This window comes from Novosphingobium aureum (genome assembly GCF_015865035.1).
Lineage (GTDB): Bacteria > Pseudomonadota > Alphaproteobacteria > Sphingomonadales > Sphingomonadaceae > Novosphingobium > Novosphingobium aureum.
Window position 1 is genome coordinate 500,587 of record NZ_JADZGI010000002.1, and the last position, 22,751, is coordinate 523,337.

At 63.2% G+C, this 22,751-nt stretch carries 17 protein-coding genes; 7 read left to right on the plus strand and 10 right to left on the minus strand.

Annotated elements, in window-relative coordinates; translation table 11 throughout:
* Positions 1-131: 131 nt before the first annotated feature.
* Positions 132-896 carry an SDR family NAD(P)-dependent oxidoreductase gene (locus tag I5E68_RS15490; RefSeq protein ID WP_197165585.1) on the minus strand — a complete coding sequence of 255 codons (765 nt, stop codon included), beginning with the start codon at positions 894-896 and terminating at the stop codon, positions 132-134.
* Positions 897-1,038: 142 nt separating this feature from the next.
* A complete protein-coding gene (gene hisD, locus I5E68_RS15495; RefSeq protein ID WP_197165587.1) occupies positions 1,039-2,370 on the minus strand; it encodes a histidinol dehydrogenase in 1,332 nt (443 codons plus the stop codon).
* 215 nt (positions 2,371-2,585) lie between these two features.
* Here hisD and I5E68_RS15500 point away from each other — a divergent pair, with 215 nt between their 5' ends.
* Complete coding sequence (locus I5E68_RS15500) at positions 2,586-3,626, plus strand: LacI family DNA-binding transcriptional regulator (protein WP_323982188.1); 1,041 nt, start codon at positions 2,586-2,588, stop codon at positions 3,624-3,626.
* A gap of 87 nt (positions 3,627-3,713) precedes the next feature.
* Positions 3,714-4,775 carry a hypothetical protein gene (locus I5E68_RS15505; protein ID WP_197165590.1) on the plus strand — a complete coding sequence of 354 codons (1,062 nt, stop codon included), beginning with the start codon at positions 3,714-3,716 and terminating at the stop codon, positions 4,773-4,775.
* Positions 4,776-4,809: 34 nt separating this feature from the next.
* Here I5E68_RS15505 and I5E68_RS15510 read toward each other — a convergent pair whose 3' ends face one another.
* Positions 4,810-6,216 carry an alginate export family protein gene (locus I5E68_RS15510; RefSeq protein WP_197165592.1) on the minus strand — a complete coding sequence of 469 codons (1,407 nt, stop codon included), beginning with the start codon at positions 6,214-6,216 and terminating at the stop codon, positions 4,810-4,812.
* 310 nt (positions 6,217-6,526) lie between these two features.
* Between I5E68_RS15510 and modA the strand changes: the two genes are divergently transcribed.
* Genes modA through I5E68_RS15525 form a run of 3 tightly spaced genes read left to right on the plus strand, consistent with a single transcriptional unit; the run spans position 6,527 to position 8,665 of the window.
* Positions 6,527-7,321 (plus strand): molybdate ABC transporter substrate-binding protein, encoded by a 795-nt coding sequence (gene modA, locus I5E68_RS15515; protein WP_197165594.1) that lies wholly within the window; start codon positions 6,527-6,529, stop codon positions 7,319-7,321.
* A gap of 14 nt (positions 7,322-7,335) precedes the next feature.
* Positions 7,336-8,040, plus strand: coding sequence for a molybdate ABC transporter permease subunit (modB, locus tag I5E68_RS15520; protein ID WP_197165596.1), 705 nt, complete (start codon positions 7,336-7,338; stop codon positions 8,038-8,040).
* A complete protein-coding gene (locus I5E68_RS15525; RefSeq protein ID WP_197165599.1) occupies positions 8,030-8,665 on the plus strand; it encodes a molybdenum ABC transporter ATP-binding protein in 636 nt (211 codons plus the stop codon). Before modB ends, I5E68_RS15525 begins: the two co-directional genes overlap by 11 nt.
* Positions 8,666-8,691: 26 nt before the next feature.
* On the opposite strand, the gene I5E68_RS15530 is transcribed toward I5E68_RS15525, so the two are convergent.
* Entirely contained in the window at positions 8,692-9,075 is a 384-nt protein-coding gene (locus I5E68_RS15530; protein WP_197165601.1) for a winged helix-turn-helix domain-containing protein, read from the minus strand.
* 110 nt (positions 9,076-9,185) lie between these two features.
* Between I5E68_RS15530 and I5E68_RS15535 the strand changes: the two genes are divergently transcribed.
* Both I5E68_RS15535 and astD read left to right on the plus strand, forming a co-directional pair.
* Complete coding sequence (locus tag I5E68_RS15535) at positions 9,186-10,211, plus strand: 2-oxoadipate dioxygenase/decarboxylase family protein (protein WP_197165603.1); 1,026 nt, start codon at positions 9,186-9,188, stop codon at positions 10,209-10,211.
* 58 nt (positions 10,212-10,269) lie between these two features.
* On the plus strand, positions 10,270-11,721 hold the full coding sequence (gene astD / locus I5E68_RS15540) for a succinylglutamate-semialdehyde dehydrogenase (RefSeq protein WP_197165605.1): 1,452 nt from the start codon (positions 10,270-10,272) through the stop codon (positions 11,719-11,721).
* 230 nt (positions 11,722-11,951) lie between these two features.
* Here astD and I5E68_RS15545 read toward each other — a convergent pair whose 3' ends face one another.
* Genes I5E68_RS15545 through I5E68_RS15570 form a run of 6 tightly spaced genes read right to left on the minus strand, consistent with a single transcriptional unit; the run spans position 11,952 to position 22,616 of the window.
* The gene (locus I5E68_RS15545) at positions 11,952-14,015 is read right to left on the minus strand and encodes a 3'-5' exonuclease (RefSeq protein WP_197165606.1); all 2,064 of its coding nucleotides are present in this window, start codon (positions 14,013-14,015) and stop codon (positions 11,952-11,954) included.
* Positions 14,012-14,809: a hypothetical protein gene (locus tag I5E68_RS15550; protein WP_197165607.1), complete on the minus strand. Its 798-nt coding sequence runs from the start codon at positions 14,807-14,809 to the stop codon at positions 14,012-14,014. The genes I5E68_RS15545 and I5E68_RS15550 overlap by 4 nt, the downstream gene beginning before the upstream one ends.
* Before the next feature lie 4 nt (positions 14,810-14,813).
* On the minus strand, positions 14,814-15,662 hold the full coding sequence (locus I5E68_RS15555) for a hypothetical protein (protein WP_197165608.1): 849 nt from the start codon (positions 15,660-15,662) through the stop codon (positions 14,814-14,816).
* Positions 15,551-17,716, minus strand: coding sequence for a site-specific DNA-methyltransferase (locus I5E68_RS15560; protein ID WP_197165609.1), 2,166 nt, complete (start codon positions 17,714-17,716; stop codon positions 15,551-15,553). Before I5E68_RS15560 ends, I5E68_RS15555 begins: the two co-directional genes overlap by 112 nt.
* Positions 17,716-19,599 carry a GmrSD restriction endonuclease domain-containing protein gene (locus I5E68_RS15565; RefSeq protein WP_197165610.1) on the minus strand — a complete coding sequence of 628 codons (1,884 nt, stop codon included), beginning with the start codon at positions 19,597-19,599 and terminating at the stop codon, positions 17,716-17,718. The genes I5E68_RS15560 and I5E68_RS15565 overlap by 1 nt, the downstream gene beginning before the upstream one ends.
* Positions 19,596-22,616: a BPTD_3080 family restriction endonuclease gene (locus tag I5E68_RS15570; RefSeq protein ID WP_197165611.1), complete on the minus strand. Its 3,021-nt coding sequence runs from the start codon at positions 22,614-22,616 to the stop codon at positions 19,596-19,598. The genes I5E68_RS15565 and I5E68_RS15570 overlap by 4 nt, the downstream gene beginning before the upstream one ends.
* Positions 22,617-22,751 lie beyond the last annotated feature (135 nt).

Consider the following 22,751-nt stretch of genomic DNA (forward strand, 5'->3'; position numbering starts at 1 on the left):
ATTCAGCACGAGAAGCGGATCAGGATGGCTCACATCCCCTCGCTACACCCTGCATCTGGCTGTCATCGTCCGAATCGAAAGGTACGAGACGATGTTCGCCCGAACCGATTTGTCCGGTCCTTTGCGAGCGGCTAATCCGCAGTCCAGCCGCCATCGACGACGAGGCTGGTGCCGGTCATCAATGCCGATGCATCCGAGGCGAGAAACACTGCTGCTCCCATCAGGTCCTCGACCGAGCCGAGCCGCCCCAGTTTGATCTTCTCAAGCACGCTGGCACGGAAGGCCTCGTCCTCGAAGAAGGGGCGCGTCATCGGCGTCTCGATGAAGGTCGGCGCAATCGTGTTCGAGCGAATGTAGTGTGCAGCGAGGTCCAGTGCGAAGACCTTGTTCATGCCTTCCATCGCCCACTTGGAGGCACAGTAGAGCGAGCGATTGGGCCCGCCGACGTGGCCCATCTGCGACCCCATGTGGATCAGCGAACCCTTCACGCCCGCCGCGATCATCTTCCTCACACAGGCTTGCGCGACGAAGAAGGCCGACTTGACGTTAAGGTCCATGACCGCGTCGTAGTCTGCCTCGTCGGCCTCCCACATCGGCTTGGGCCGGTTGGTTCCGGCATTGTTGACGAGCACGTGGAAGGCCTCTCGCGCCGCGAAGAAGTCGGCGACCGCCGCGAGGTCGGAAACGTCGAGCGTCGCGGCCTCAGCTTGCAGGCCTTGCGCGACGAGCTGCGCGGCCCCCTCCTCGATCTCGCTGGCGGTGCGCGCGACGAGCGTCACATGCGCGCCTGCCTGTGCGAGCGCTGCAGCGATGGCGAGGCCAATGCCACGCCCTGCCCCCGTCACCACCGCGCGGCGTCCGTCTAGGCGAAAGCTGGGGGTTTCGGGCAGGGTCATGGCAGGCTCCGTCGTCTGGTGTCTTGGCTAGGTTGCATGGTCGCGAGCATCTCGCTCGCACAACAAGGCAGAAGGCCGGCATGCATCGCACGCCGGCCTTCCCTTGTCAGCCAAACCCTGATGCAAGCATGGCCAGTCCCGATCAGGCCGCGGTCTCGGGCGTCGGCTCGGCCTGCCCGGCATAGGGCACGTCGCGCCCACCGAAGCGGCGCACACGGATATTGGCCTGCTCGCCATGCCCGGCGAAGCCCTCGAGCGCGCAGAGGCGCGAACAGTACTCGCCCACCAGCGTCGAAGCCTCGTCGGTAAGCACGCGCTGGTATGTGCAGGTTTTCAGGAACTTGCCGACCCACAGGCCACCGGTATAGCGCGCCGCCTTCTTGGTCGGCAGCGTGTGGTTGGTGCCGATGACCTTATCGCCGTAGCTGACATTGGTACGCGCCCCCAGGAACAAGGCGCCGTAATTGGTCATGTTGTCGAGGAAATAGTCGGGCTCTGCGGTCATAACCTGAACGTGCTCGGAGGCGATGTCGTCGGCGATCGCGACCATTTCCTCGTAGCTGTCCGCAACGATGACCTCGCCGAAGGTCTCCCATGCCTTGCGGGCATGTTCGGCGGTGGGCAGGATCTGCAGCAGGCGCTCGATCTCGGCCATGGTCTCGCGCGCGAACTTCTCCGAATTGGTGAGCAGCACGCCCGGGCTGTCGGGCCCGTGCTCGACCTGCCCGAGGATGTCGGTCGCCGCCATCTCGGGATCGCAGCCGATCTCGTCAGCGATGATCAGCGTCTCGGTCGGACCGGCGAAGAGGTCGATGCCCACGCGACCGTAGAGCTGACGCTTGGCCTCGGCGACAAAGGCGTTGCCCGGGCCGACGAGGATGTCGACCGGATCGATCGACTGAGTGCCCAGCGCCATCGCGCCGACCGCCTGAATACCGCCCAGCGCGTAGATTTCGTCGGCACCGGCAAGCGCCTGCGCGGCGACGATGGCGCGCGCGGGCTGGCCCTGGAACGGCGGCGCGCAGGTCACGACGCGCTTCACGCCCGCGACCTTGGCGGTGATCACCGACATGTGCGCACCGGCGAGCAGCGGATACTTGCCGCCGGGTACGTAGCAACCGGCCGAACCGAGCGGGATGTTCTTGTGGCCGAGCACAACGCCGGGCAGCGTCTCGACCTCGACATCCTTCATCGACTCGCGCTGGACCTGCGCGAAGCCGCGCACCTGGGTCTGCGCGAACTCGATATCCTTGCGCTCCTGCGGCGTGAGTGTCTCGACGCAACGGTCGATCTCGGCCTGGGTGAGGCGGTAATCCTCGCGATCCCACTTGTCGAAATTGATCGACATCTCGCGCACGGCGGCGTCGCCACGCTTCTCGATGTCGGCGAGCGCCGCCTCGACGATGTCGCGCACCTTGCGATCCGCATCTGCCTTCGCCTGTGCCGTCGCACCGCGCTTGAGCCACTGGGCCATTCTTGCACTCCCTTGCATGTCCATGCCGCCCGAGCATCGCAAACAATGCGCAGCCTCTGCGGCGAGACCGTTGCATACACATTCATTTATTGATTCACAACATGAAGAGAAATGCCTCTCATCTGGCGGACACTACGATGCATGCGCAGTCATCTTGCCGTTCTCAGCCTGCACAACTAGGGTCGCTGAAAGACCCACGAATGGATTGAACTGACGTGCAGGCGAGCGAAGCCCCCTCCCTATCCTCTTCCACCATCACCGCACTCGACGTAGCGCGCGAGGCGGGCGTCTCGCAGTCGGCGGTCTCGCGCGCCTTCACACCGGGCGCTAGCGTCTCGGAAAAGACCCGCACCCGCGTCCTCGCTGCCGCCGAGAAGCTGGGCTACCGACCCAACCCGCTCGCCCGCTCGCTGATGCACGGGCGCTCGGGGATCGTCGGGGTGGGCGTGGGCAACATGGAGAACCCGTTCTTCGTGCGCACCCTCGAGCTGCTTGCGACAGCCCTCGATGCGGCGGGCCTGCGCCTGATGCTGTTCCCCGCGACCCGCGACCACGATGCCGAGCCCAGCCTGCAGGAAGTCCTCCACTACCGCATCGACGCGCTCGTGCTTCTCTCGGTCAATCTCTCATCGAACCTCGCCGACCAGTGCCGCAAGGCGCGCGTGCCGGTGATCCACTTCAACCGCACCAGTGCGGATGCGGGGACCTCGAGCATCATCGGCGACAATGCCGCTGGCGCACGCACCATCGCCGCGCACCTGCTCGCAGGCGGCCATCGGGCAATGGCCTACATGGCCGGCACCCCCGATTCCTCGACCAACCGCCAACGCGAGGAAGCCTTCACCGCCGCCCTCCTGAGCGCCGGACTGCCCGCGCCGATCATCGAGCACGGCCACTTCACGCACGAAGGCGCGATGGCCGCGACCCGGCGCCTGCTCCTGCGCGAGGACCGCCCCGATGCCCTGTTCTGCGCCAACGACACCATGGCGCTTGCCGCGATCAGTGTCGCGCGTCACGAACTGGGCCTCGATGTCGGACGCGAGATCTCGATCGTGGGCTACGACGATGTGCCCATGGCGGCCTGGCCCGGCTTTGCCCTCACCACCTTCTCGCAGCCGTGCGAGGGCATGGTCGCGCGCACCGTCGAGATGATCGAAGCCTTGCGCCGCGAGCCCGAAAGCCACGCGCACCACGTGGCGCAAGGAGCGCTGGTCGTGCGCTCGAGCACACGACCGGTCGTGGCGCGCGCACGCTGAGGCACGGACCCTGCGCATTCCTGCGAAGATGTGCGCAAGGCCAAGGCATGTTATCCTTAGCCCGGGAATCGAACCGGGAGAGCCGCAATGCCATCCACCGTCGAAAACCTCGTCACCGCCGAGCGCAAGAAGCTGGCCGACCTTCCAGAGCAGACGAACAAAGACCCGGCCCACGCCGCGCTCGCCTGGTTCGAGGAGCGCAATGCCCTGCTCGACGCCCTGTTCTACGACATCGCGCAAGTCAGTGCCGAAGAAGTCAGGGCACTCGCCTCATGGCGCGCGCGCGAGGGCACGATGCTGCTCGTGCCACCTCCGGGCGAAGGGGCGGTCGAGGTCTTCACCGAGATCCAGGACTTCCTCGATGCGCGGGGCGGCAAGGCCCGGGCACTCGCAGTGGCGGGCGTTGGCAGTTCCGCGATCGGCGCGGCAGCCTTCGCGCGCAATGTCGCCGAAGCGCTTGGCGGCCCGGTCGCCGCGGTCGTCTCGGGCTATGGGCTGTCCGACGTCGCCACCGAGGCGCTCGGAGGCTTCGCCTGGTTCGGCGCGCTCAATTCGCTGCGGCACAGTTTCGAAGGCCTCGACCGGGTCGCACATGCGATGTCAGACCACACCCACTCGCTGACCTCCGTCGAAGCGGATTCGTTTCTGCGCCTGAGCAAGGACACTGCCACCCTTATCGCGCTGCTCGAGGCGCCCGCCTTCAAGGTACCGATGCTGATCGGCCACTCCAAGGGCAACCTCGTCATTTCCGAGGCACTCTATGCGCTGCGCAAGCTGGACAAGCTGGCCCCTTTGGTCCGGCGCACGCAGATCATCACCGTCTCGGCCAAGGTCGGTATGCCGCCCGAATTCGCCGGGCGCGTGTTCGACATCATGGGACAGTTCGACATGTTCGGCGCGCTCAACTCGCGCGCCGACATCCCGGCCGACTATATCGTGCCCGGCGCATGGCACAGCACCAACCCGGAGTTTCCCATGAACATGGGGATCAAGGTCCCCGAGGTCCTGCGCACGGTCCTGCCGATGCTTGGCGAGCAGAAGGTCCCTCGGCGCCCGGCCCCGGTGTCGACGATGCTCGACCTGCCGCAGTGGATGACCGGCATGCTCGCCGGCTCGCCCTGGATGCTGGCGCGCCCCTTCACGATCTGAGGCGGTCGGTTACTTGTAGGCACGGACCGAGGGTTCAGAACCGGACCATGGCACTGACATAGCCGTAGCGCGGATCACCGTTACCCGAAGCGCCCGCCGCGTTCTCGAGCAGGTCGCCATTGAACAGCAGCGCACCGCCGGTTTCGAGCTGGAGCGTCTCGGGCACCAGCCAGTAGCGCACCATGGCCTCGACCTGATGGCCCGCGAAGCTCCCCGTGCTTCCCGCGGTGCCGATCACGCCGGTGGTCGAGAAGGTATCGTCGGTCGTGTCCACCCAAGCCGCGCGGTACATCGTCATCAGCCCCAGCCGTTTGTCGGGCGAGAGTTCGAGCCGCGCGCCGGGGGAGGAGATGTTGGTGCGCCCGAGCGCGCCGAACAGCGAGGTCGGGCCGAACTCGAAGCGGCGTGCGCCATAGAGCGTGTCGAAACGGTTGTACGAGCCGCCCGACCTGTCGCCGCTCGCCCGGTCGTATTCGAACGCGAGGCGCGGCTTCCAGCCTCCGGCGAGCTTGTAGCCGATCTCGCCATGCGCAAACCAGGCCGAAGCGTCCTGCCTCGCCGCACCGGGTAGCGCGCTCTTTCGTATGGTGCCGTATTGGTAGGCGCCTTCCAGTTCGAAATCGAACCGGCCAGCCGCAGGTTCGCGCACGAGACGCGCACCTGGCGTGCGCAAGTGGCGATTGCGCGTCTGGTCGTCCGGACGATCGCCCTCGTCGAAACCGTAGTAGTAAGCCTCCAGGCGGGCACCGCTCGCCCCCAGCGGAATGCTCGCGAAACCGCCCCAGAAAGTAAGGTCGAAATCCTGCCGGTCCGCGCGGATGCGATTGTCGAGGATGTCTGCGCGCGTATCGGGCAAGCGCTGCATCGGCAGCGTGTAGAAGGCGGACAGCCTCGCGCCGCCAGCGCTTTCATGATCGAGCCGAAACCCGGTGAAGGCATTGGTGGTGTTGCGAAAGGCATTGCGCGCGATCAGCCTGCGCGAACCCATGTTCATCGTGAAGCGCCCCGCGGTGAGGCGCGTGTCGGAACCCTGCCCGAGTGCCTCGCCGAGATCGAAGCCGAGATAGGCCTGTGCCAGTTCCAGCGCATTGACCTCGCCGGTGCCCAGAGAACTGCCTTGCCCGCCGCCGTAAGCGCGGGCATCCATCACTTCCGCACCGATCCTTATCGGGCCGGTATCGTACTCCACCTGGATGTCGGTCTGGAGCAGCAACGCATCGCTGCTGCGATCGCGCGTCGGACGAAACTGATTATCGATGGTCTCGTACCGCGCGCGGATCGAGCCATTGACGGTAAGCCCCTCGGGGTCGCCAAGCGCCTGCTGAAGGCTCGGTGCCTTATCCGCGTCCGCCTCCTCGGCGCACGCGAGCCTCGGGCAGGACACCAAGGCCACAGCCGCGCAGCCGGTCATTGCCAGCTCACCCCAGGATTTCGAATGCAATGCTTGTTTCCTTCGTATGGCACGGCGCAGGCACGTTCGCGACCAGCCATCTCTTTGCCCTGTCGCCTTCGCAGAAATAGCGGACCGTCTATATACAGATGGATATAGGGTGTGATTTCAAAGAGAAACAAGCTTCGATTTGTCAGCCGGAGCTTTTGTTCATGCGGGACGTTGCTGATGCTCCGATCTATCTACTTGGGATGCCGCCCCCGTGTCCTCGCGCAAGGGGTGCATGGTGGCTTGCACTCCCGAACCGATGTTCTAAGACCGACGCATCGATATCTGACCATATACAAGCCTAACAAGGACCATGCCTGTGCCAACCTTCTCCCGCCGCATCGCCAGGCACCTGAGCGTGCTGCTCGCGATCGCGATTGCAGCCCTGGGTCTTTCCCCGGCGTGCGCAGCACCGCGCGCACCGGTCGTGCTGGCCGCAGCAAGCCTTCAGGAGGCGATGAACGCGGCAGCCGACGGCTGGGCCGCAAAAGGTCACCCCCGGCCGGTCGTCTCGTTCGCCGGGTCCTCGGCGCTCGCGCGCCAGATCGCCGCGGGCGCGCCTGCCGACATGTTCGTCTCCGCCGACGAGGCCTGGATGGACTATCTCGCCGGACGCGGACTGCTGCGCAAGGGCACGCGCACCTCGTTCCTCGCCAACGACATCGTCCTGATCGCACCGCGCTCGACAAGCCTCAGGCTGGACCTCGGCAAGGGGGCCGACATCGCGGGCGCACTGGGCAAGGGGCGCCTCGCCATGGCCAATCCCGACGCCGTCCCGGCAGGGCGCTACGGCAAGGAGGCCCTGACCAGCATGGGCCAGTGGAGCAAGCTCTCGGGCCGGGTCGCCAGCGCCGAGAACGTGCGCGTCGCCCTCGCACTCGTCAGCCGCGGCGAGACCCCGCTCGGTGTGGTCTACGCAACCGATGCGATGCAGGACAAGGGCGTGCGCGTCGTCGGGGTATTCCCGCGCTCGAGCCACAAGCCGATCAGCTATCCGCTCGCACTGCTGGCCAAGTCCGACAGCCACGAGGCGGAGGGCTTCCGCCGCTACCTGCTCTCGGACGAGGGACGCCGCATCTTCGCCCGCTTCGGTTTCGGCAGGCGCTGAGCCACAGACGCACGATGTCCTTCTCGCTCTCCCCGACAGAATGGGAGATCGTGCTGCTCTCGCTCAAGGTCAGCACGGTCGCGATACTCGTTGACCTGCCACTGGCCTTCGCGCTTGCCTGGGTCCTTTCGCGCAGCCGTGTTCCCGGCAAGATCGTGCTCGATGCCATCGTCCACCTGCCGCTGGTCCTGCCCCCGGTCGTGACCGGCTGGATCCTGCTGCTCACGCTGGGCGGCAACACTTTCCTCGGCGCCCTGATCGAGCGTACTTTCGGCGCGGGCCTGATCTTTCGCTGGACCGGCGCCGCGCTTGCTGCCGCAATCATGGCATTGCCGCTGATGGTCCGCGCGATCCGCCTTTCGCTCGACGAAGTCGACCGCCGGCTCGAGAGCGCCGCGCGCACGCTCGGAGCCGGAGCCTGGGGCACCTTCGCCTCGGTGACGCTGCCGCTTGCCATGCCCGGCGTGCTCGCCGCCGTCGTGCTCGGCTTCGCGCGCTCGATCGGCGAGTTCGGCGCGACGATCACTTTCGCCTCGAACATACCGGGCGAGACGCGCACCCTGCCTCTCGCCATCTACACCGCGCTCCAGATACCGGGCAGCGAAAGCGACGTCGCGCGCCTTGCTATGATATCGGTCCTGCTCTCGCTCGCCGCGCTCGTCATTTCCGAGATGCTGGTGCGCCGCAGTGGCCATGGAAAGGGCCGCCATGTCCTTTGACCTCGACCTGGTCCTGCGGCCGGGCACGGCGCATATCGAGGCCCGCTTTAGCGTCGGGAGCGGGCTGACCGCGCTTTTCGGTCCCTCCGGGGTCGGCAAGTCGAGCGTACTCAACGCTGTCGCCGGACTGCTGCGCCCAACATCTGGCCATATCCGCGTGGGCGAGGACGTGCTCTTCGACAGTGCGGCGCGCATCTCTCTCAAGCCCGAGCGGCGTGCCTGCGGCTACGTTTTCCAAGACAGTCGCCTGTTCCCGCATCGTTCGGTGCGCGACAACCTGCTCTACGGCTTTCGCCGTGCGCCCGCTGCGCGGCGCTGGATGGCGCTCGAGGAGGCCGCCGACTTCCTCGGTATCGCGCACCTGCTCGCGCGCATGCCGCGCACCTTGTCGGGCGGCGAGATGCAGCGCGTAGCCATCGGGCGCGCCTTGCTGAGCGGACCGCGCTTCCTGCTCATGGACGAGCCGCTGTCCTCGCTCGACGAGGACCGGCGCGGCGACATCATGGCGGTGATCGAACGCATCCGCGACGACCTGGCCCTGCCGATCCTCTACGTCAGCCACGACCGGCGCGAGGTCGACCGGCTCGCCGACCATGTCGTCACGCTCGACCGGCACGCAGGCTGAGCGCCAGGGCGCGGCCTCGCTCGCTCTCAGTCCTTCTGGTGCTCGCGCGGCCGCTCGAGCACGGCCGCCTCCAGTTCGCCCCACTCGCGGCAGTTGCCAAGCGCGCCAGCCTGTCCCTGCAGGCTGCGATAGAGTACGAGGATGCCGCGCCCGTAAGGCGTGAGCCGCGCGCCACCGCGCACCGCGCCGCCCGGCATGGTCTCGACCAGCGGATCCTTCCAGCAACGGTTCATCGCATCGACGAGCAGCCAGGCCCGGCGATAGCTCATGCCCAGCTTGCGCGCCGCGCCCGAAATCGAACCTTCGGCGACAATCGCGTCGAGCAGGTCGGCCTTGCCAGGCCCCATTGCGATCTCATCGCCGCAATAGATCTGGATCTTGATCTTCAGCACAGGTCCGCTCTCAGCCATGCGCCGCTTCTAGTTGGGCAAGGCGCGAAGGTCACGAGCGATCTGTCTTGTGCAGCGAGTGGCACCACGATGCGTTCGTCGCTACATAGGTCGGCAAGGAGAGATCAACGATGCAGGATGCACAGATGCCAACGCTCGAACGGCTGGTTCGCGCGCACCTTGGAGACGAAGCCGGCAAGGCCACGCTCGACACGCTCGACATCACCCCGGCCCTGACCGGCGTGGAAGGCGACAAGGTACCGCGCGCGGTCTTCGCAACCGCGCTGGGCGTGACGCTCTACCACGCGCTGCTCGCCCGTGTGCCCAGCGCGCGCGACTATGTCGCCGAACGCATGGCCAAGGGCGAGCGGATCATGCTCGACCACGGCGCTCTGCGCACGATCCGCTTTGCCGAAGGCCCGACCGGTGCCTTGCCCGCCGGGCAGGAGGCCTTCGCCCGCATCCTCGTTCCGCTCGGCTACCAGCCGGTCAAGGACTACCCGCTGCCGCGCCTCAAGATGACCGGCTATGCCTATTGTCACGCCGACTTCCCGCAGGACGTGGTGCAGTACTTCGTCAGCGAACTGCACGTCGAGCAGTTCGACGAGGCTTTCGCGAAGGCCGCGCAGGCCACCTTCTCGACCTCGCACGAACCGCTTGGAGAACTCGCCCACGAAGTCCTGCTCGCCTATGCCGCGCGCAAGGAGGTGACCTTCGAGCAGGCGCTCGCGGTGCTGCCGACCATTGCCGGGGCCTTCGAGCGCCAGCATGCACCGGTACACGAAACCGACTACGAGACCCTGCTCGCCCAGTCGGCCGAGGCGGCATGGATCGCCACCGAAGGCAACGCCTTCAACCACGCGACCGACCGTGTTGCCGACGTTACCGCGCTCGCCGACGACCTTCGCGAACGCGGCAAGCCGGTGAAGGACAAGGTCGAGCATTCGGCGAGCGGGCGCGTCCACCAGACCGCGCTGCGCGCCGACACCGTCACGCGCGCGATGATCGCGGCGGATGGCAGCGAAGTCACCCGCGAAGTGCCCGGCTCGTTCTTCGAGTTCATCACCCGCGATCCCCTGCCCGGCTCCGACGAACTCGACCTGGGCTTCGACAGCGGCAATGCGACCGGCATCTTCGGGATGACCCGCGCCGCCTGATCACGCGCCCTCTCCCCCACGCGAAACGAACACACCGAGACACGGGAGCAACCCTGCCATGAACTTCATCGACGGTCGCTGGACCGAAGCCAGCGGCGCGCGCCTGCGCTCCACCGATCCCTCGCGCGAGGAAGGCGCATCCGACGCGCTGGTGTGGGAGGGCGCGATGGCATCCCCCGCCGATTGCGACACCGCCATCGCCGCTGCACGCGCGGCCCTTCCCGCCTGGCGCAGCACCCCGCTGGCCGAGCGCAAAGCCGCCGTGGAACGTTTCGCGCAGGTCATCCTCGAGGATGTCGATGGCCTCGCCGAGACGATCTCGCGCGAAACCGGCAAGCTGCTCTGGGAAAGCACCACCGAGGCCAAGGGCATGGCCGGCAAGGTCGCGGTCTCGATCGCCGCGCAGGCCGAACGTACCGGCGAGCGCCGCGCCGAGATGCCGTTTGGCGAAGCAGTCCTGCGCCACCGCGGGCACGGCGTCATGGCGGTGCTGGGCCCCTACAATTTTCCCGGCCATCTGCCCAACGGCCACATAGTCCCCGCCCTGCTCGCGGGCAACACCGTGGTGTTCAAGCCCTCCGAAATTGCGCCCGCGACCGGCGAGCGCATGGCGAAGGCATGGGAAAAGGCCGGTCTGCCCGCAGGTGTGTTCAATCTGGTGCAAGGCGCACGCGAGACCGGCGAGGCGCTCGTCGCGGGCGACATTGACGGCCTGCTCTTCACCGGCTCCGCCGGCGCTGGCCGCGCGCTGCGCGAGGCGACGCTCGATCGTCCGCACGTGATCCTCGCGCTCGAACTGGGCGGCAACAACCCGCTGATCGCCTGGGATTCGCCCGAGGAAGCCGCCTCGATCATCGTCCAGTCGGCCTTCGTCACCAGCGGCCAGCGCTGCTCGTGCGCACGCAGACTGATCGTGCCGAGCGGCAGCACGGGCGATGCGATCATCGCTGCGCTCGAAACCCTGACCGCGCGGATCAGGGTTGCGGCCTGGGACGAGCCGGGCGAGGCCTTCATGGGCCCGCTCGCCTCTGCCCACGCCGCACAGATCGCTCAAAATGCAGTCGCATCGCTCGTCGCGAGCGGCGCACGCGAGATCGTGCCCTTCACCGGCATCGCGGGACGCGGCCCGGCCTTCGTCGCGCCCGCGATCCTGGACGTCACCGGCATCGAGGTTCCCGACGCAGAAATCTTCGCCCCGGTCCTCCAGATCGTGCGCGCCGACAGCTTCGACGAGGCGCTTGCCCTCGCCAACGCCACCCGCTTCGGCCTCTCGGCTGGCCTCATCAGCGCCGACAGTGCCTTGTGGGACCGCTTCGTCGAGGAAAGCCGCGCGGGCGTCGTCAACCGCAACCGCCCGACCACCGGCGCCGCCGCCAACATGCCCTTCGGCGGCCTCGGCGATTCGGGCAACCACCGCCCTAGCGCCTACTACGCCGCCGACTACTGCGCCTATCCGATCGCCAGCTTCGAGGCGACGAACCCCACCCCCGTCCCCGTCCCGGGAACCTGACAAGGCCCACGATCCTCCCGCGCGCCATGCGCGGGAGGACTGCGAAATCTCGCCAGTCAGAACGCACGAAAGGCACCGTCTCTACGACGATGCCTTTCGAAGCTTCTTCCGATCAAGGAGAAGTGGTGCCAGAAGAGGCATCAAGGCTTCCGCTTCAGCCTCAAGAATTGGCGCCCTTTTGGGATGAGTGATTTGATAAGGCCCCCAAAAAGGCCCCCTCGTATCAACATTCAAGCCTGTGACGTCAGATCGTCCAAAAACTCGCTTCCAGGCTCCAGCCCCGTGACGAGAAGGCGATCACGCGCCCTCGTGCAGGCGACATAAAGCAAATGCCGTTCGGTCTCAAAGGCAGCTTCAAGATCGGCTACGTCGCCAATCGTAGCTAGACGCTGGGCGTCAGGCACAACGTCCTCGTCGCATGCCATGACAACGACTGCTCGGAACTCTAGCCCCTTCGCGTCGTGCATCGTGGCAATAGCCACACCAGCTTCGTCGCGAACATCCAGGCCAGCCGCCTTGATCGCCTCTCGCGCCCGTCCGAGCTGCCCCTCTCCACGCACAAGAACGCCAATCTCGGATTGTAGCATCTTGGCATCAAGGCACTCTCGGATGAACAAGGCGACTATGTCACGTTCCTGATTGAACGCGTCAACCAGCACGACCTCTGGCTCAGGTCCATCGAAGATTGAAACCGTCCCGCGTCGACCTTCCTCAATGCCGTCCATGTCTGCGATCGTCGCCGGGAGCAACTTGTCCGCCATCGACCTGATCTGGTGTGAAGTCCGGTAATTCACCTTCAGTGCATGACTGCGTCCTCGAATATCGAGACCAAGGCGCGTCCAGCTGAACGGAAGATGGAATATCCTCTGGCCGATGTCGCCAGCGAGGAAGAGTGCATCGGCTCTCCCCTTCGAAATCGCTCCAAGGAATTTGACTTGAGCCACGGACAGATCCTGTGCCTCATCCACGACAACATGCGTGTAGCCAATTGCCTCGCCAGCCTCTTGAAGTTCCTGCACGCGCGCAAACACCTGCGACCAGGTCATGACACCTCGCTGCACCAACCTCTCGCGCACGAACTTGAACACACTCCACGCAGCATCACGCTGCTGTGGGCCAAGCCGTGTCCGTCGACCGATGCGGGGAACGACTGCATAGGCGCCAGCCTCAGTAACATTCCAGGCGTCGACGACCTCTTCCCATTCCTCGAACAAGAACTCAGGAGTAAGTCCCTCACCCAGCCCAGCCTTGATAGCATCGGCAATTGCGGAGCGGATCTGGGACGGCTTCGCGATGCTCGGCTGACCGAAATGCTTCGCATGCAACTCGTAGGCTGCCTGATCGAGAGTGCGAACCTGCACCTTCTCGCGCAAGCGCGGCTCCGCTTCGGTCAGGATCTCAAACTTGCGCCCCAGCGATAGCGCAAGTGGTTTCGAGAAAGTTGTGAGCAGAATGCGGGCATCGGCCTCATCCTTTGCGATGTGCACCGCACGATGGAGGGCGACGATCGTCTTGCCCGTACCCGCCGATCCTGTGACACGGGCAGGTCCAGACCAGTCACGCTCAGCCAGACTGCGCTGTGCAGGGTGGAGGAACACCGCCCACTTCTCGAAGGGCTGGTCCAGCGCAGCTTGCAGCTCTTCCACGTTGTCGAGAACGCGAAAGCGACGCTGTGCGTCTGGATGGGTGTAGGGGTCAGCTCCGGGCGCTGCTTTGAGTGCTATGTGATCTTCAAGCCGCCCGCCGGTGAGGAAATCGAGCAAGGCTTCCGCAGCTTCGTCGGGTAGACTGTCGAACAGGCCATCGACACTCGCCTCTGGAGCCTCGCGCACAGGTTCAAGCCAGTCACGAGGCACACCAACGTCCAGCAACTGATCGTCGGTTAAAGCCGCAAACGGTTTCCGAACGGGCAAAGGCTTGGCCTGCTCTGCCTCAACCACCTTCTCTGCGTAAACAAGCCTCTCTTCAACCCGCTCGACCAGTTCGACGATCTGCATCGCGCCCGTGCGCTCATGCTGAACCAGCTTGCGCCGTTCCGCCCAGCGATAAGCCTCATCGTGATGCCCGACGTAGACCAGCAACGTGTGGTCACCATCCTTGTGCAGGACGATGCGCAGATCCTGACTGACACGCGCTGTCCAAAGCCCCTGAGTTTTCTCAACCCGGTGCAACTGGATGCCGTTGCCCTTGGGGTCGAAGAGTAAGTCAGTCGCGGTGAGCTTGACCTGCTTCTGCTCCTGAGGAGTGAGCTTTCCGAGAGCATCGGTGAATGTGGAGGACCAGAGCAGGTTCATTGGGGCAGTTCGCCATCGCGGTATTCGCCGACGACCCAAATAAAGCTCTGGATGTCGATATTGTCCTGCGGTTCCAATTGCCTGATCTCACACTTGGTTTCTGCCACCAACTCAAGCAGCGCCTCATATGTCTGCGCATCGGGCTCAGCAGAATACCGATGGCAAAAACTGCTGCCGACGCGTGAGGCAAAGTCCTTTGTGACCTCGGGCTTCAGGAACATATGCTCATCGTAACGCCACAAGAATGGTAGGTACGTGATGAGCGGCCATGAAATCCTTCCGTGAGGCAGAACTGCAGCCGTCATTTCCCTGATGCCATCCTGGTACTGACCCAAGGCGAACTGGGCTGCTCCCCTCAGATAACGCCCACCCGTCTCTCCTCGTAAAGTGTCACGCAAACGCGCGGCCTCGAAAGGCGACAACATATTCGTCGAGATCGACGCACCAGCCACCTTCATCGCATCGGTGTCATTGGCTTCCAACGCGGCATTGATCGAAAGCACACCGGCAAGCCTGTCCGCTGCCTTCACCTTGTACGATCGCTCATTGTCCGCGCTGGCGAAGCCCTCGGGCATGAAAAGGCGGAAGCGCTTGATCGCACCATCGTAACCGAAATAGTCGGGATGCAATCGACCGGCATAGTTGCGCAGACGTGCTATCAAGCGCGGCTCGTCCGCATCCTCGATCAGGGTCTCGCGCTTACCGCCCACGTTGACGACACCAACGAAGCCGCCCTTCTTATCTGGCTGCCAGCGCAAGGTCGCCTTTCCCAGCTTTTCCTCACCGTATGGCACGAACTTAAACCTCCACAACCTTCATCACCTCATCGCCAAGGTGATTAACAACCTTGACCGCCACGCGCCCGCTGATCGGCCTCGGGAACGGGCGGGAGCGGGTGCGCTTGAGGCTTTCCCAGGCTTCGGCGTCGATCTCGGCCTTGAGGGTGGTTTTCAGGGCCTTGTAGGGATCGCTGGCGCCGGGGAAGTAGGCGTGGCGCACGAAGAAGCTTTCGTAGTTGTAGTCGGTGTCGATGAACCAAACGGCGATGTCGTCGGCGTCGCCGCTTTCGATCTGGCCGCCCTTGTACATGTCGATGCCGGCCACCTCGATGGAGACCATGCCATCGGCCTCGTCATGCACCTGGATGTCGGGTTCGCCGAAGACGGTAAAGAGGTTGCCCGCGCCGGTGTTGGCAAGATCGGGCATGTGCAGGTCGGGATTTATGCGGGCCTGCAGCACGGTGAGCGCGCCCATGCGGTCGAACTCGCTGGCGTGGGCATCGAAGTTGAAGGCGGCAGCCACCAGCAGGTCGAAGCCCGCCTCCATCGCCTCGCGGGCAGCAGCGGTGAGATCGGCGCGAGAAACGGTGCCGTATTCCGGGCCGACGAGGATCGCGGCGCGGCGTTCGGGGGTATCCTCGGCATCGGAGGACTGGCGCACCCGGCCTTCCGCGCTGATGTAGCGGCCCGGCCAGCCCTTGGTGGCGGTGAAGACGAGGCGATCCGCCTTGTGCGCCTGCTGCACACCAGACTTCTTCAGGTTGTCGAGCACCATGGCAACGAAGTCCGCTGCCTCGCCCCCGCCCACTTCGCCGGTCTGACGGCGCCCTTCGGCAGCCTCCAGTTCATCGAACAGGCTATCGTCCACATCGACGGCAGGGACGCGGTGGGGCGACAGGCTCTCGACCGTGAAGGGACCGGCCACGCGCACCCGGCCCTTGTCCTCATAGGGCTGGTCGTAGAGGTATCGGTATCAGCCTTGGCCGCGATCGAGGCGTCGATTTCCTTTTGGCGGGCAATGCGCTGTTCCCAGAACTGAAGGTGCCATTCGCGTGCTCCCTCAGGCCAATCAACGGGCCAGTCACGGGGAACCTCCCATTCCTCAAGTGCCGGATTGGGGTGTTCATCCCCGTATTCCGATTTACCTTCATCATCGAGGTCGGCATCGAAGTGAATGGTCTGACCCGCTCTCGCACCAGTCGAGACATCGTAGGAAATCGTGGTTCCGATAAGTTCGGAGTTCAGATTTCGTAGAGCCTGATTGATCGCGGGCTGGAACTCTTCCCAGATCGTGTCGATCTCGGCGTTGTTGGCGATAGACTTCAAGGTGATGTGCGGCACGCGCTTGTAGACGAAGCCCTGTCGGATGCGGCCGTGCGTTGCCGCCATGGAAGGCGGCGTGCGGGTGACTTCGGCTTCCTTGAGTTGCCCGTCCTTACTGTCCGCCAGCAGATACCACGGGTAGCGCGCGCCCATCAGCCGCGCCCGTGCGAGCGCCAATGCGACCCGCGAGGTATCCATGGTTATCCACCGCCGCCCCCACTGCTCGGCGACATATGCCGTCGTGCCCGACCCGCAGGTAGGATCGAGCACCAGATCCCCGGGGTCGGTGGCCATCAGGATACAGCGCTGGATCGCTTTAGTGCCGCTCTGGACAACGTAAATTTTGGGATCTGTGAAGCTCCCAGTTCCGGTATCCATCCAAATATTTCTAACTGGTATCGCGGCATAATCATCAAGAAATCTGACGTACGCTAGAGACGATCCGGATACAATAACACGTCCAGCTTTTGTTAAGCGAGCCATCCCACGCTGAGGAGTTGCCCACTGCCTTTTCCCAACTGGAAAATTCCGGCCTTCGTAACAGGCTGTGTAATTTGTAGTAGCAGCTTGGGTTTGGGAGGTTAGCTGATCAATTCGAAAAACTCGCCCCTCATCGTAATTTTCGCCTACTGCATTTCGATGATATTCTCCATCGTCAGTACGAACGTGGCGATAGAGCGCGTCAGTCGATGATCCACCCGCCTTATCCAACAACAGCCCTCTATATTTTGTTTTGTCTCGACTCTTTCCATACCATAAAATGTAATCAGCAGTCGCGTCTATAAATTGCGATGACGAGCTAGTTGTCGTCGAGTTTACAATTTCAGCAATGCAATTTTCATCGCCAAAAACTTCATCCATTAATGCACGCACACGATGAACGTTTTCGTCGCCGATCTGCACAAAGATCGAGCCGCTCTCCGTCAGCAGATCGCGTGCAACAGTCAGGCGATCTCGCAGATAGGTGAGGTAAGAATGGATGCCGTCGCGCCAGGTGTCGCGAAAGGCCTTCACCTGCTCCGGCTCGCGGCTAAAGTGGTCAGCCTTGCCGTCCTTCACGTCGCGGCTCGTGGTGGACCATTGGAAGTTGGAGTTGAACTTGATGCCATAGGGTGGGTCGATGTAGATGCACTGCACCTGCCCCTTCAGCCCCTCGCGCTCGGCCAGGCTCGCCATCACCTTCAGGCCATCGCCCAGGATCATGCGGTTCGACCAGTGCTGGTCATGCGCATAGAACTCGGTCTTCGCCTCGGGCGCCACGCCGTTGAAATCGGAGAACAGGTCCGCCATCGGCTCTGGCTCAGCCCGCCGCTTCGCCGCGCGCTTCAGATCCTCGACCAGCGCCTTGGGGTGGATCTTCTCCTGGATGTAGAGCGGAGGCGCCTCGACCACGAGGGCCGACCAGTCCGCCATGTCCTTGCCCCGCCACACCAGCTGCGGATCGAGATCGGGATTGCGCCGCTCGTAAGCCGCCTGGATCGGCGTCTTCACATCAGTCGGCACAAACGCCTCCAGCTCCGCCGTGGGCGCATTCTTCCGGCTCGCCTCATCATGCGTGAGCGTTTCGACGGTGAGTGGTTTCTTGGGGGCACGGGCCATCAGGCGTTCTCTTCCAGAAGGTTTTCAGCACCTTCGGCAGCGCGAAGGTCAGGATCGGGCAGGCCCGTTTCGGTATCGGCATCCTGAACCACGGTCTTGCCCTGCGCACGGCCAGCCAGTTCCGCAAGCGCCTTCTTACGCGCGGCGTAGAAGCCTTCGAAATCATCGCTGCGGAGCAATTCAGGTTCGATCAGGTGAGATCGCAGGATGGTGTCAAGCTGATCGGATGACAGGCTGTGGCGCTGCTCGATCCTCGCCAGATAGACGGACGGGGCGTGCCCGCCGATTTCGCGGTTGCTTGCCGCAGACAATGCCGTCTTGTTGACGATGCTGTTGTAGACGCCGGGATCGATCCCGCGTTCCTCGCACCACTTGCGCGGAAAGATATGGTGGATGTCCATGGGATCGGACCAGACGTCCATCACTTCAACGGGCTGGCCACTGATGAAATCGCGACAGCCTTCGCGCATCAGCAGCGCGTGCAGCCCCTTGTAGGCGGCAGACAGACGCATGCGCAGGCTGTCGAGCCGGTCGATCTGGAAATAGGTGTCCCACACCGTTCGCGGCTGTGTTTCCGAGCCCATCCACTCAATCAACTGCACGACATCGCGTGCGATCTTGGTCTCGGTGGCACTACCGTAGTACTCACCCAGCACGCCCGACCAGAACCAGTGGCGCAGCTTGTCGAACTGCGGACCGGACAGCTTGTGTCCGAAGCGCGCAAAGAAGGCTGCCAGCGCCACCATCTGCGGCGGATAGGGTACATCGCGCGCCCAGAGGATCTTCTCGCTGTTGAGGAACTTGGCCGCTTCCATGAAGCCATCCTGCACACCATCGGCGTGCGCCTTATAGGCAGTGAGCGGGAGCCCCAGCATGACCTCACGCCGACACGAAATGGCGGGCACGGCCTTTCCGGTCTTGCCTGCGGCAATGGCAGCTTCCTGCTCATCCATGGTATGAAGGACAGTGCAGGCCTGAAGGAAATCGGTTGTGGCGAGGTCCTCGAACAGGCCCTTCTTCGGCATCTTCGCACGCATTTCGGCCAGACGTCCGGGCTGGTAGGCATTGCCATACCAATCATCGCGCAAGTTAAAGTTGTCGGCAGCGAAGATGGCGGTCACGAGTTCGAAGGCGTCCAGCTTCTTGCCGCCCACGTTCACCTTTTCGAATACGGTGCACACGGCTTCACGGCTGTTGTCCTTGCTCAGCCGAATGACTGGCATCTGGTAGCCGCTGATCCGTTCAAGCACTTCCAGCCGCAAGGTGTCCAGCAATTGCCGGTGGTCGTTCGGCTTGCCATGCCAGAAATCGCGGCATCCGAAGATCCAGTTTATCGGATCGAGTGTCTGATTGAGCGGGAACATCAGCGCTTCATATTCGCGTTCCGCACTGGACAGGTCGCGCCCTTCGGCATGCCCGAATGCGCCCTTCTCGACCCTGTCTGCGGGCACGGCAACAATCGCCTCCTCGAAGTCGACCGCTGCTGCGAGCGCGGCTTCGACATCAAGGTAGAAGAAGCGCTGCACCTTTTTGCCCTTGGCTGTGCGCACCTCAGCGGGCTTCTGCGCGTAGATCGCCTGGTAAAGTGACGTCATGCGCTGCTGGCCATCGAGCAAGAGAGCCTCGGGTACAGGCTGATCTTCCTCTGGCTTCGCTTCAAAAGGCGTCGTGCGCAGGCCACGCGGCTTGAACTCGACCGAACCGCCTCGCTCCAGGGTCAGCAATGCGCCGACCGGAAACCCCTTGGCGATACTGGCGAGGAGACTGCGGACCCCATCTTCGTCCCAGACATAGTCGCGCTGGAAATCGGGAAGTTGCAACTTGCCCGTATGAACGTCTTCCAGGAGGTTCTTGAGTCCGGTCTTTGTAGTGTCGAAGCTCATTGCGCCAGCGCCCCCGCTTTCGTGATGTCATCCAGCCAGGCTTCGACCTTGGCAGCAAATTCGGTCTTGATGGTCCAGACATCGGTGAACTCAGCAAAGGCCCAGCGTCCCTGCGTGCCCAGGTTGTTCACGCCCGGGATCCAGAGCGTGCGCATGGTCTCGGCCTTGTCCTTGTCATCCTCGTCACGCTCGCCCTTGATCTCGACAACGAGGTTCAAGGGAGCGTCCTCACCCTGCCCATCGTTCAGTTGCAGGATGAAGTCCGGACGGTATCGACGCGCTTCGCCGCCAGCGGTGTAGGGCACCTCGAAGCCGAGGTTGTGGTTCTTTACCCAGGCCAGAACGCGCGGGTGTTGATCAGCGACCCGGCAGAACTCGGCTTCCCAATCGCTATCGATCACCGCGTAGTTGACGTGGCAACGCTCGCCCGTCTCGTAGCGATCCTGACTGGTCATGAAGCTGACGCTGCGGGTGGAGCCTTCACGGTTGTACGGATCGAGGATCGCCAGCACACGCCCTCCGCCTTCGGCGCCGCGCGTGATTGCGTTCATGATACGATCCGCCACGCGATCGGCAATGGCATAATACAGGATCTGGGCTGGCCGGGTGCTGCCCTTGCAGACCAGATACTCGTTCATCCACCTGCGCACGATAGTGCGCATCTGCATGACCAGGCCTGCGTTGATCGGCTGCATTGCCTCGGTCAGCCGGCGCTTCACGATCATCTCCGCCATCCGGAAGACGATCGAGGATTGGCGGATCTCGCCTAGGTGATCGAGCGTAAGCTCCGATTGCTCCCCCACGATGCCCGAGTTCACAGTTTCGGTCGCACCGACGAGTTCAGGCGTAAGCTCCAGTAGTGAATCCGGCGTGAACTCGGCACGAATGACATCCTGCGGCATTTCCGTGCGGTAGCCATCGACGCGTGGGAACCGGATCTCCGAGGAATCACGGTCCGGGGTTAGCGCATGGACCCGCTCCATGTCAGGCGGGGTGCGGATCGGCGCAACAACCGGCTGGGCCGTAAAGTCGAAGGGGATGCCAAGGACATCGGCGTATTCGACACCGAAGCGACCATCCTCTTGCAGCTGATAGGACTGCCTGCGCAGGGCACGGCCCATGACCTGCTCGCACAGAAGCTGTGTCCCGAAGGCGCGCACGCCAAGAACATGGGTCACGGTGTTTGCGTCCCAGCCCTCGGTCAGCATCGAGACGGAAACGACGCAGCGGATGCCCTCGCCCAACTGCCCCTTCCGCCCCACGGTATTGAGCACTTCGCGCAGAATGGTGCTGTCGTCGATCTTCTCCGCAGCAACGCGATCTCCCGTACGCTGGATCAGTTCCTGCTTGAAGCGGTCAATCTCGCCTGCTGCGGCAGCTCGGAAATCCGACGAGATCGCATCGCCGGACTCCAACTGCATTGAGTCGATCAGCAAGGTCCGCATACGTGGGAGGGCAACACCATCGGGATCAAAGTTACGGAAAAGCTTGCACTTGCCTGCCATTAGCGTTTTGGCGCCGTTTTCGTCCTCTAGTTCATAGCCACTGATATAATCGTGAACGAGCTTTGACGTTGCGGTGTTGTTACAAACCACAATGAAGACGGGGTCGACGCCGATGCCTGCCTCGCGCCAAGCGGTATGCGTCTTTTCATAGTGGCCATAGAGCGCGTCGATGGCCGTCAGCAGTTCATTGGGCAGCTTCTGCGGATCATCGAAGCCGGACTTGCCGCGTCCCTTCTTGGGCAGTTTCTTGCCGATATGTTCCCACAGGTTGCGGAACATCGGCGTTTCGCCCCCCGGCACGTTGTCCATGATGGGAACGCGCGGAAGTTTGACGATGCCGCATTCAATCGCATCCATCAGCGAGAAGTCACTCATGACCCAGCCGAACAGCGATCCTTCGCGATAGCCCGACCCCTTCAGGAAGAACGGCGTTGCCGAGAGGTCATAGACCATGTTGAGGCCCAACTCCCGTTTCATTGCCTCAAGGCCCGAAATCCAGAGACGCGCAGCCTCATTGTTCTCGTTCGCCTCGGCCCGATCTTCGCCCTTTAGAGCCTTTTCCTCTTCAGGCGTCAGGGGCCGCTCGCGATAGCAGTGGTGGGCTTCATCGTTCAGGACAACGATGTTCTTCATACCCATCAGTTCGCCAGCCACCCGGCGGATCATTGCGCCATCGCTCTCCTGCTTCGGCTCGGTGCGAAGCGCGGAACGCTGCACCTTGTTGAGCGATACCTCATCCTTCTTCTTGAAAGCATGGTAGTTGGTGATGACAATCTTGGCCTTGCCGAGGTCAGGCAGCATGTCCTCGGGCACGATCTCTCGGCTCTTATAGTAACTCTCGGGATCGTTGGGCTGCAGAACACGCAAGCGATCCTTGATCGTGATGCCGGGCGCAACCACCAGGAAGCCGCGCGTAAATCGCTTTGCGTTGGGATGACGCACAGCGTTCACTGTGTGCCAAGCAATCAGCATCGCCATGACTGTCGTCTTGCCGGCACCAGTTGCCAGTTTGAGCGCGAGGCGCATCAGATCGGGGTTGGAAGCAGTATTCGCAGCTTCAAGGTGAGTCCAGAAGCGACGCCCTTGCTGCGAGGACTTCGGAGCAACTTCGGTCAGCCAGATTACGGTCTCTACCGCCTCGACTTGACAGAAGAATGGCCTTTGGTTCGCGAATTTATGGGTACGCCAATGACGAAGCAGCCGCGCAGTGGACGGCGTGACCTGCCACTGGCTTTCAGGTAAACGCCGCCAGCTTTCTACCGCTGAACGGATACCGTTGATGACTTCGGTAGGGTTATACTCCTGCCCTTGGTCGTCAGCCAGCAACTCCCCCTGCTGCACGGTCTTGCCGCGGACTTTCTTCGCCTTAGGGATCGGCGAAACAAGAGCGCTTTTCCGTCGGTAATGTATGATTTCGCTGGTCGGCTGGCCGTTCTCATCGAGATCCCAATGCCGGTCCGGCTCCTCATATGGCGAGTTTAGGATCGGCGATTGGAAGAAAGTCTCGGTCATCGATAAACGTGCCCCCGGCTTGAGATCGCGACTGACAATATGGCCACATTAGCCTTGAAACCATGACCGCGATCACACGCTCAACCTATTGGGCAAGCGCCGAACAAGGTCAACCGAGACGGCATTTTATTGTGA

Coding starts and splice junctions, on each gene's coding strand:
- I5E68_RS15490 (WP_197165585.1), bottom strand. CDS start 896: ATGACCCTGCCCGAAACCCCCAGCTTTCGCCTAGACGGACGCCGCGCG.
- hisD (WP_197165587.1), bottom strand. CDS start 2,370: ATGGCCCAGTGGCTCAAGCGCGGTGCGACGGCACAGGCGAAGGCAGAT.
- I5E68_RS15505 (WP_197165590.1), top strand. CDS start 3,714: ATGCCATCCACCGTCGAAAACCTCGTCACCGCCGAGCGCAAGAAGCTG.
- modA (WP_197165594.1), top strand. CDS start 6,527: ATGCCTGTGCCAACCTTCTCCCGCCGCATCGCCAGGCACCTGAGCGTG.
- modB (WP_197165596.1), top strand. CDS start 7,336: ATGTCCTTCTCGCTCTCCCCGACAGAATGGGAGATCGTGCTGCTCTCG.
- I5E68_RS15525 (WP_197165599.1), top strand. CDS start 8,030: ATGTCCTTTGACCTCGACCTGGTCCTGCGGCCGGGCACGGCGCATATC.
- I5E68_RS15530 (WP_197165601.1), bottom strand. CDS start 9,075: ATGGCTGAGAGCGGACCTGTGCTGAAGATCAAGATCCAGATCTATTGC.
- I5E68_RS15535 (WP_197165603.1), top strand. CDS start 9,186: ATGCAGGATGCACAGATGCCAACGCTCGAACGGCTGGTTCGCGCGCAC.
- astD (WP_197165605.1), top strand. CDS start 10,270: ATGAACTTCATCGACGGTCGCTGGACCGAAGCCAGCGGCGCGCGCCTG.
- I5E68_RS15545 (WP_197165606.1), bottom strand. CDS start 14,015: ATGAACCTGCTCTGGTCCTCCACATTCACCGATGCTCTCGGAAAGCTC.
- I5E68_RS15560 (WP_197165609.1), bottom strand. CDS start 17,716: ATGGCCCGTGCCCCCAAGAAACCACTCACCGTCGAAACGCTCACGCAT.
- I5E68_RS15565 (WP_197165610.1), bottom strand. CDS start 19,599: ATGAGCTTCGACACTACAAAGACCGGACTCAAGAACCTCCTGGAAGAC.
- I5E68_RS15570 (WP_197165611.1), bottom strand. CDS start 22,616: ATGACCGAGACTTTCTTCCAATCGCCGATCCTAAACTCGCCATATGAG.